The sequence below is a fragment of the Saccharopolyspora sp. genome (genome assembly GCF_017434145.1).
GTDB lineage: Bacteria > Actinomycetota > Actinomycetes > Mycobacteriales > Pseudonocardiaceae > Saccharopolyspora_C > Saccharopolyspora_C galaxeae.
On record NZ_JAFRFW010000880.1, the window covers coordinates 1 to 9,381 of the forward strand.

The window sequence follows — 9,381 nt, forward strand, 5'->3', positions numbered from 1 at the left end:
CACCGCCACCGCCGAACGGCTGCACTACCCCGGCGGCCCCATCGACGCCACCACCGCACCCGGCGGCGGACTCGCCGTGGCCCTGCGCAACAGCGTCCTGCTGCCCGGCGGAGCCCGCGCCGACGGCTTCCAGTCCCCCGCCCAACTGGTCACCACCGGCGGCCAACTGCACGTGCTCGACACCCTCAGCACCTCGCTGACCCCGCTCGACCCCGCCACCGGCGAAAAACAACCCGCCCTGCGCGCAGGAACCGGCGCCACCCGCGCCGTCGCCGACCGCTACGGACGAGTGCTCTCGCTGGACACCCGCGGCCAAGAGCTGCTGGCCTTCTCCACCAGCCCGCTGATCCTCAAACAGCGCTACCCCGTGCCCGGCACCCCCTACGGCCTGGCCTACGACCCGCACCGCGACCTGGCCTGGGTCACCCTGACCGCCACCAACGAACTCGTCGGCTACGACATCGCAGGCGGCGAACCGCAAGAGAAGCTGCGCCTGCCCACCGTCGACCAACCCGACTCCGTAGCCGTCGACCCCACCAGCGGAAACGTCTTCGTCGCCTCGGCGACCGGAGCAGGAATACAGGTGGTGAAGCCATGATCGAAAGCACCGACCCGGAAAGCGATCCCCGCCGCGCCCGGGCGCGGCAAGTGGCCACCGAAGGCGAATGGCACCGCGAAGGCGACTGGGAATACCGCCCGCTGCGCCTGCCGCCCGGGATCACCCGCCCGAGCGCGACCACCCAGCTGAGCATCCACGCCGAATTCGCCGGATGGGAACTGTCCCGCGTGCTGCTCTACTCCGACGGCACCCGCAAGGTCTGGCTGCGCCGCCGCACCAGCACCCCCGGCGTGCCAGGCCTGCTGACCTGACCCGGCACGCCGCCGAAACGCCCGGGCCCGCTCACGGCACCCGGTGCGTCCAGCCCGGAGTGGCGAACTTCGACTCGATCAACCGCTGCGCCGCCGCCTCCTCGTCCTCGGTCACCGCACCGCCGGACAACCCGAACCGGCGCCGGAACCCGCCGGACAACCGCTCGATCACCGTCTCCCGCGCCAGCCCCGTCTGTCTGCGCAGCGGATCCACTCGCCGCACCGCACTGGTGATCCCCTTGTCCGAAAGCTTCTCCTGCCCCGTGCGCAGCACCTCGCCCAACTTCGCGGCATCGACGTCATAGGACATCGTCACGTGGTGCAGCACCGCACCGGCAACCCGCTTCTGCGCCGCACCACCGATCTTCCCGCCATCCGAGGCGATGTCGTTCAACGGCTCGTACCACACGTTCAAGCCCAACTCGCCCAGCACACCCAGCACCCAGTCGTCCAAGAAGGCGTAGGAATCCGCGAACGACATCCCAGCCACCAACGACTCCGGCACGTACAGCGAATACGTCACGGTGTTGCCCGGCTCCACGAACATCGCCCCACCGCCGGTGATCCGCCGCACCACCTGCACCCCGTGCCGATCCGCCCCGGACAGATCCACCTCGTTGCGCACCGACTGGAAACTCCCGATGATCACCGCCGGATCCGACCACTCCCAGAACCGCAGCGTCGGCGACCGCCTGCCCGCAGCGACCTCCCCGGCCAACACCTCGTCCAACGCCATGTGCTGCAACGGCGTACGCGGACCGTCCCGCACCAGCCACCACTCGTGATCGAGCCAATCGCTCGCCCGAGTCACCGCCCGGCGCACCGCGACACCCACCGCCTCCGGCCCGAAACCGACCATCCGAGCCTCCGCGGGCAAACCGGCGCGCACCGCCACCGCCAGCTGCTCGGCATCGGCCTCCGCGGGCATTCCGGTCAGCGCAGCGTTGATCTCCTCCAACGCCTCATCCGGCTCCAGGAAGAAATCCCCGCTGATCCGGACCTTCACCAACCGTCCGGCCGCAACGTCCACATCGGCCACGACCAGCTTCCCGCCGGGGACCTTGTACTCACCGTGCACCGCGCACTCCCTTCCACACCCGTGCGAACACCGGCCGCCACGACCTATTCCCACCAGCAGGGGCATCGCCGCCACACCCCGCACCGGGCAGGATGATCCCCGGACACCCGACACCGGGAGACCCCGTGACCCCCAACAGCCAGCTGCTCACCGGAGCGCAGCTCGCCGACGGCACCGGCAGCGCCCTGCGCCGAGCCGACGTCCTGATCAGCGACGGCACCATCGCCGCCGTCGAACCACCCGGCACACTGTCGCACCGCCTCGGGCGCGATCTCACCGGCCTCGTGCTCGCCCCCGGATTCATCGACGCGCACTCGCACGCCGACAACGCCCCGTTGCTCGACGAGCCCGACACCACCAAGATCCGGCAAGGCGTCACCACCGAAGTCGTCGGCAACTGCGGCTTCAGCCTCGCCCCGCGCAGCACCGAACACGCCGACACCCTGCCCGCTTTCCTGGAACGGCTGTTCCCGCCGATCAGCTACACCTGGACGAACTTCCACGAGCTGTTCGCCCGCACCGACGCCGCAGGACACGTCACCAACCACTGCCCGCTGGTCGGCCACGGCACGCTGCGCATCGCCGCGATGGGCATGGCCGGGCGAACCGCCGACGACACCGCGCTCGCCGCGATGCGCGCCGCCCTCGACGAAGGCATGGCGGCAGGCGCCTTCGGCCTCTCCAGCGGGCTGATCTACCCGCCCGCGCTGTTCGCCGGCACCGCCGAACTGCGCTCGCTGGCCGAAGTCCTCGGCGGCGACGGCATCTACGCCACGCACCTGCGCGACGAAGGCGACCACCTGCTCGAATCCATCGACGAGGCACTGCGCATCGGCCAGGTCGCCGGCCGCACGCACGTCTCGCACCTGAAAGCCGCCGGCGAAGCCAACTGGGGCAAGATCGGCGACGCGTTGACCCGCATCGCCCGGGCGCGACACCTCGGAACGCCCGCTGCGCAGGACGTCTACCCCTACACCGCCTCCTCGACCATGCTGACCTCGGTGCTGCCCGCCGACTTCCTCGGCGCGGGCGCCGAAACCCTGATCGCGCGGCTGGGCAGCCCCGCGGGCCGCGCCGAGCTGCGCGCCGAGCTCGGCGGCCGGGACGACTGGGACGACATCCGCATCGCCACCACCGCGAGCCACCGGCACGAAGGCAGCACGCTGCACGAGATCGCCGAGTGCACCGGCAGCGAACCGGTCGACGCGCTCGCCGACGTCCTCGTGCAAGAACGCCTGCGGGTGGCGATGGTGCACTTCTCGATGCGCGAAGCCGACCTGGAACTGGCGCTGACCGACGACCACACGATGATCGGCTCCGACGGGTTGCCTCCCGGAACCGGCGGCAAGCCGCACCCGCGGCTGTACGGGACGTTCCCGCGAGTGCTCGGCCGCTACACCCGCGAACGCGGCCTGCTGCACCTGCCCGACGCGGTCCGCCGGATGACTGCACTGCCCGCCCGTACCTTCCGCATCCCCGGACGCGGCGTGATCGCCCCCGGAAACGCGGCCGACCTGGTCGCGTTCGACCCGGCCGGAGTGCGCGACGTGGGCGACTACGAATCCCCGGCCCGGCACCCGGAAGGCGTGCGATGGGTCTGCCTCGCCGGACGGACCGTCGTCGAAGACGGCAACTACCTCGGCGGCAAGCACGGCCGGCGGCTCACCCCTGCTCCTTGAGTTCTTGGGTGCTGTACGAGCTTGTGCGGGGCTGAACGGTTAATTTCGGTCAACGCTGAACACTTCGAGGTAGTTGACTGATGACCTGGGCGGACGCGCTCGTTCCGGGTGACTGGATGTATCAACCGGGTGGCGCGAGTGCGATCTAAGCCACTCCCCAGCATCATCGGCCGTACCCTCCCGACACCCGATACGACAAAGGAGATGACTTTGGAACGCGCAGACCACGATCCGGACGAGGGCCAGTCCGCGACGGTCAGCACCCTGTCCCCCGATGCGGAGATCCCCGCGCAGCACCGCTACCCGCGCAGCATCGCGCCCGGGTTCGACGGATTCGAGCTGGACGACGAAAGCCACCTGATTCGCGGCTACGACTGACCCGTCGCCCGCAACCGCAAGAACTCCGGACGCGGTAGCTCCGGAAACGCCGTTTCGATGCAGCACATCCCAGCTCGTCGCCCGCGACAGCACGGGTTCGCCGCGGAACTCGGCCCATCGGCCGAACTGCCGTCCGCGTGCCCGGAAGCCCAGCCGGACCTGATCGGTCCCGCAGCGGCCGTCGCGGGCATCGGTGCCCCCACCGCGCGCCCTCGACGCAGTCGGTGAACGCGGCGGCTTCCCCTAGCGGGCCGCACGCCCTTCCGCCAGGCAAGCTCCACTCGCATCCGAGCGAGATCTGTGCAGCGAGTGTCGGAACCGCGATGGGTTCGAGAAATTTCGCTCGTCGCTGACGCGACGAATATTTTTAAAACGGCAGTTCGGCACCGGTTCGGTGACACTCAGTGCCGCAGAAGGTGCGTTCAGGCGTGCGGAGATTCGCCCGGAAGATCGCGCAGGGCGGTTTCGAGCTGCTTGAACACGGTCGCCGCGGGCGCCCCGGTGCGCACCACGCCGACGACCACGTCCTCCTGCTCGCCCGCACCACCGGCCCACGACTCGGACAGGCCCCGGCGCACCACGCGCAGCGCCGCGCGCAGGCGGTGCATGGCGTCGATCTCGGCACCGCTGCGCAGCCAGTCCCGCAGCACGTGGTTGTGCGCGGCCACGACCGCCGCGGCCGCCACCGCCGCCTGCAGGCCGCCCTCGTCCTGCTCCCGGTAGCGCTCGCGCAGGTAGCGGGCGAACACCCGCTGGTAGCCGTCGATGCTGGCGATCTCCTTGTCCCGCAGCGAGGAAACCTGCCTGGTCAGGGCGAACCGCTGCAGCGAGACCGCGGGCTCGGCCAGGTACGCCGACAGCACGGTTTCGGCGACCCGGCACACCACCAGCAGCGGATCCTCGGCCGGATCGGCTTCCTCCAGCCGTTCGACCACGTCGGCCAGCCGTTCCTCGTGATCGCCGAACACGGCGTCCTCCTTGGACCGGAAGTACCGGAAGAAGGTGCGCCTGCCGACTCCGGCGGCCTCGGCGATCTGATCCACCGTCGTCGCCTCGAAACCCTGCGCGGCGAACAGGTCCAGCGCCGCCAACGACACGGTCCCGCGGACCCTGCGGCGACCCTGCGCGGTGCGGCCTTCGCGCGGCCTCGGCTGCTCGGGCATGGCCGAAATATACCCGGCCGATTGCCGGTGGCACTCCGTGCCGTTAGGATTCTCCGCGACGTGCGCAGCCGGGTCCGTCCGCGGCCGCACCTACCTGGCGATCACGACGAGAAACGGGAGGCACGCGGTGAACCCGGACTTCGACACCTACCGGCTGGCCGACGAGCACGACGCGCTGCGGGAAGCCGTCCGCGCGCTGGCCGAGAAGGAAATCGCACCGCACGCCGCCGAGGTCGACGAGCAGGAGCGCTACCCGCGAGAAGCGCTCGATGCGCTGGTGAAGTCCGGCTTCGCCGCGGTGCACGTGCCCGAGCAGTACGGCGGCGAAGGGGCCGACTCGGTCGCCACCTGCATCGTGATCGAAGAGGTCGCGCGGGTGTGCGCCTCGTCCTCGCTGATCCCGGCGGTGAACAAGCTCGGCACCATGCCGATCCTGCTGTCCGGCTCGGAGGACCTCAAGAGCAAGGTGCTCGGTTCGATCGCCTCCGGCGAGACCACCGCCTCCTACGCGCTGTCCGAACGCGAAGCCGGCTCCGACGCGGGCTCGATGAAGACCCGCGCGCACCGCGACGGCGACGACTGGGTGCTCAACGGCACCAAGTGCTGGATCACCAACGGCGGCGAGTCGAGCTGGTACACCGTCATGGCCGTCACCGACCCGGACCAGGGCGCCAACGGCATCAGCGCGTTCGTGGTGCACAAGGACGACCCGGGATTCGTGGTCGGGCCGAAGGAGAAGAAGCTCGGGATCAAGGGCTCGCCCACGGTGGAGCTGTACTTCGAGGACTGCACCATCCCCGGCGACCGGATCATCGGCGAGCCCGGCACCGGGTTCAAGACCGCGCTCGCCACGCTGGACCACACCCGCCCGACGATCGGCGCGCAGGCCGTGGGCATCGCGCAGGGCGCGCTGGACTCCGCGATCGACTACGTCAAGGAGCGCAAGCAGTTCGGCAAGGCCATCTCGGACTTCCAGGGCGTGCAGTTCATGCTCGCCGACATGGCCATGAAGATCGAGGCCGCCAGGCACATGGTCTACGTGTCCGCGGCGCGCGCCGAGCGCGGTGAGGGCAAGCTCGGGTTCATCTCGGCGGCCGCCAAGTGCTACGCCTCCGACGTGGCCATGGAGGTCACCACCGACGCGGTGCAGCTGTTCGGCGGCGCCGGCTACACCAGGGACTTCCCGGTCGAGCGGATGATGCGCGACGCCAAGATCACCCAGATCTACGAGGGCACCAACCAGATCCAGCGCATGGTGATGGCCCGCGCGCTGCTCAAGGGCTAAAAGCCCGCACGCAGCTCCGGCCCGTGGGCCCCCGGTCGCGCACCGGGGGCCCACGGCGTTCCGGCCGGGATGCCCCGCACCGGCCGCGCCCGCACACTGGCCGCACCTCCCCCGACGCCGCAACAGCCGCCGCGAACACCGGGAGAGCGACCTGCGTCACCTGCGGGACCTGCTCACCTTCATCGCTCGCCTCGCGATCGGCATCGTGCTGATCGCGCACGGTGCGCAGAAGGTCTGCGGGATCGGCATGCCCACCGTCGTGGACGCGTTCCGGCAGATCGGCATCCCGCTGCCCTCGGTGGCCGCCTGGTTCACCGCGATGGTCGAGCTCGTCGGCGGCTTGCTGCTGATCCTCGGGTTGCTGCTGCCGCTGGTGGGCATCTGCATCGCGATCGTGATGGCCGGAGCGATTTTCTTCGTGCACGCTCCCTACGGGCTGTTCTCCCCGCAGGGGTACGAACTCGTGCTGGTCATCGGGGTTTCCGCGCTGATGCTCGGCTTCAACGGCGGGCGCTGGGCGATCGACCACGGCCTGTTCTCGCAGTACCGCAAGCGCAAGGTCCGCGTGGCCGAGCAGCCGACCACGTCGGAATGACCGCCGAGCGGCCGAGTCGCTCGCTGCGCCGCGGCGCCCGGAGCCGGGTGGTCAGTCTTCGGCGGCGTCGCCGGACCGCTCCCCCTGCCGGGCCAGGTGGTTGCCCGCTTCGGCGTACAGGCTGGTCAGCAACCACGCGCCGACCCCGATGTCGTCGGTGAAGCCCAGCAGCGGCAACAGGTCAGGTACGAAATCGACCGGCCACACGATGTAGATCAACGCCAGCAGCCACAGCACCGTCTGATATCGCGGGACCGCCGCACCGGACCCGCGCCACGGCGCGGCGACCATCGCCGGGACCGCCCGCGCGCGGCTGATCGGGCCACCGCTTCCGGGCGCCGACGTCGCCGCCTTCTGCGCCGCCCGCAGCGGTGCCAGCCTGCGGCGCACGGCCGCGACGACTCCGGCGATCAGCACGCCGATGCCCGCCGCGATCAGACCGCTCGGCAGCAACCACTGCGAGCCGGTCCAGTCCCCGGACACGGCGGTGATCACTCCGGCCACCACGAGCAGCACACCGACGACGAGCACGAACGCCTCCTCCGCTGAGCACGACCAGCCTGCCACGGTCCGGTTTCGGCAACGCAACCCCCGGCCATCCGTGACACAGTCGCCGAGGACGGCGCGCGAGGGGGCATTGAGTTGGTCGAACAGGCCGAACCGACAGCACACCGGCCCTCACTTGCCCGCGCCAGTGGCACGATGGCCGTGGCCACCATCGTCAGCCGCATCACCGGCCTGGGGGCCAAGGTGCTGCTGGTCGGCGTGCTCGGGCTCGGCATGGTCAACGACTCCTACACCGTCGCCAACACGCTGCCCACGGTCATCAACGAGCTGCTGCTCGGCGGGGTGCTCACCAGTGTCGCGGTGCCGCTGCTGGTTCGGGCGCAACAGGAGAGCCATCGCAACGGCGAGTCCTACGCGCAGTGGCTCATCACCACAGGCGGGGTGCTCATGGCCGGGGCCATGCTGGTGTCGGTCGCCGCCGCCCCGCTGCTGACCAACCTCTACCTGGGCTCCAACAGCAGGGCAAACACCGAGCTGACCACCGCGTTCGCCTACCTGCTGCTGCCCGCGATCCTGTTCTACGGCCTCTCGGCGCTGCTCTCGGCGGTGCTCAACGCGCGGCACGTGTTCGGTCCGCCCGCGTGGGCTCCGGTGGTGAACAACCTCGTGGTCATCGCCACCACAGGTGTGTTCGCGCTGCTGCCCGGGACGATCTCGCTCGACCCGGTCCGGATGGGCCAGCCGAAGCTGCTGGTGCTCGGCATCGGCACCGCCCTCGGCATCGTGGCGCAAAGCCTCGTGGTCGCGGTGGCGTTGCGCCGCGTGGGTTTTCGGTTCCGCTGGCGGTGGGGCTGGGACCGCAACCTCGGCGAGTTCGCCGCACTCGCGGGCTGGGTCGTGCTCTACACCGGGATCAGCCAGACCGGCATGATCGTCACCACCCGGGTCAGCGCGCAAGGCACCGAAGGCAGCGTCGCCACCTTCACCTACGCCTGGCTGCTGTCCCAAGTGCCCTACGGCGTGCTCGGGGTGTCCCTGCTGACCGCGCTGATGCCGCGGATCAGCCGCGCGGCGACCGAGCACGACTCAGCGAACTTCGTCGCGGACCTGTCGCTCGGCACCCGGATGAGCGCGGTGCTGCTGCTGCCGATCAGCGCGCTGATGCTGGTCGCGGGCGGTTCGCTGGGTGTCGCGTTCTTCTCGCTGGGCAACAACGGGGTCGCCGCCGCCGACCGGCTCGGCGCCACCATCGGGGTCTGCGCGGCGGGAATCGTGCCGTTCGCGATCACCATGCTGCAGCTTCGCGCGTTCTACGCGATGAAGGACGCGCGCACGCCGACGGTGATCAACGTCGTGATGGTCGGGGTGCGGGCCACGTTGTGCTACCTGTTCCTGGCCACCGCCGACCCGCGCGACCTGGTGGTCGGTGTCGCGCTGGCGATGTCGCTGAGCTTCGTGGTCGGCGCGCTGCTCGGGCAGGTGTGGTTGCGCGCCCGCGTCGGCGGGATGCGCAGCGGGCGCATCGGAGTGAGCCTGCTGCGCGCCGTCGTGGTCACCGCGCTCGCCTGCGGTGTCGCGCTCGCCGCTGACGCGGTGCTCAGCGGTGTGTTCGCCGCGGTCGGCGTGGTGGCCGGGGCGTGGCTGCGACTGGCCGTGGACGGACTGCTGATCCTGCTGATCAGCTTCGGCGGTCTGCTGCTGGCCCGCGCTCCCGAGCTCGACCCGGTGCGCGCGGTGCTGCGGCGGCGGTTCGCCCGGCGCTGAGCGCCGGGCTGGTCACTTCGCCGCGCGGCTCCGGCTGGTGCGCAGCTGCTCCAGCTCCGGCG

Annotated in this window: 10 protein-coding genes; 7 read left to right on the plus strand and 3 right to left on the minus strand. The window is 70.5% G+C overall.

The window, feature by feature from the left end; all coding sequences use genetic code 11:
• A partial coding sequence (locus IJH84_RS23875) for a YncE family protein (RefSeq protein WP_367269087.1) occupies window positions 1-598 on the plus strand: 598 nt, incomplete at its 5' end.
• 50 nt (window positions 599-648) lie between these two features.
• Entirely contained in the window at window positions 649-870 is a 222-nt protein-coding gene (locus tag IJH84_RS23880) for a DUF5703 family protein (RefSeq protein ID WP_295149302.1), read from the plus strand.
• Window positions 871-901: 31 nt separating this feature from the next.
• Here IJH84_RS23880 and IJH84_RS23885 read toward each other — a convergent pair whose 3' ends face one another.
• Entirely contained in the window at window positions 902-1,948 is a 1,047-nt protein-coding gene (locus tag IJH84_RS23885; protein WP_295149286.1) for a lipoate--protein ligase family protein, read from the minus strand.
• 125 nt (window positions 1,949-2,073) lie between these two features.
• Here IJH84_RS23885 and IJH84_RS23890 point away from each other — a divergent pair, with 125 nt between their 5' ends.
• Window positions 2,074-3,627 carry an amidohydrolase family protein gene (locus IJH84_RS23890; protein ID WP_295149289.1) on the plus strand — a complete coding sequence of 518 codons (1,554 nt, stop codon included), beginning with the start codon at window positions 2,074-2,076 and terminating at the stop codon, window positions 3,625-3,627.
• Between the two features lie 210 nt (window positions 3,628-3,837).
• Entirely contained in the window at window positions 3,838-4,005 is a 168-nt protein-coding gene (locus IJH84_RS23895) for a hypothetical protein (protein ID WP_295149292.1), read from the plus strand.
• A gap of 422 nt (window positions 4,006-4,427) precedes the next feature.
• Here the strand turns inward: IJH84_RS23895 and IJH84_RS23900 are convergent, their stop codons facing one another.
• Window positions 4,428-5,168 carry a TetR family transcriptional regulator gene (locus IJH84_RS23900; protein ID WP_200072424.1) on the minus strand — a complete coding sequence of 247 codons (741 nt, stop codon included), beginning with the start codon at window positions 5,166-5,168 and terminating at the stop codon, window positions 4,428-4,430.
• Window positions 5,169-5,295: 127 nt separating this feature from the next.
• On the opposite strand from IJH84_RS23900, the gene IJH84_RS23905 reads away from it, so the two are divergent.
• Together IJH84_RS23905 and IJH84_RS23910 are read left to right on the plus strand one after the other, a co-directional pair.
• Window positions 5,296-6,453: an acyl-CoA dehydrogenase gene (locus IJH84_RS23905; RefSeq protein ID WP_200072423.1), complete on the plus strand. Its 1,158-nt coding sequence runs from the start codon at window positions 5,296-5,298 to the stop codon at window positions 6,451-6,453.
• Window positions 6,454-6,634: 181 nt separating this feature from the next.
• On the plus strand, window positions 6,635-7,048 hold the full coding sequence (locus tag IJH84_RS23910; RefSeq protein WP_295149304.1) for a DoxX family protein: 414 nt from the start codon (window positions 6,635-6,637) through the stop codon (window positions 7,046-7,048).
• A 51-nt stretch (window positions 7,049-7,099) separates the two neighbouring features.
• Here IJH84_RS23910 and IJH84_RS23915 read toward each other — a convergent pair whose 3' ends face one another.
• Entirely contained in the window at window positions 7,100-7,579 is a 480-nt protein-coding gene (locus tag IJH84_RS23915) for a YkvA family protein (RefSeq protein ID WP_295149296.1), read from the minus strand.
• A 111-nt stretch (window positions 7,580-7,690) separates the two neighbouring features.
• Between IJH84_RS23915 and murJ the strand changes: the two genes are divergently transcribed.
• Complete coding sequence (murJ, locus tag IJH84_RS23920) at window positions 7,691-9,319, plus strand: murein biosynthesis integral membrane protein MurJ (protein WP_295149299.1); 1,629 nt, start codon at window positions 7,691-7,693, stop codon at window positions 9,317-9,319.
• Window positions 9,320-9,381: the final 62 nt, after the last annotated feature.

Coding starts and splice junctions, on each gene's coding strand:
- IJH84_RS23900 (WP_200072424.1), bottom strand. CDS start 5,168: ATGCCCGAGCAGCCGAGGCCGCGCGAAGGCCGCACCGCGCAGGGTCGC.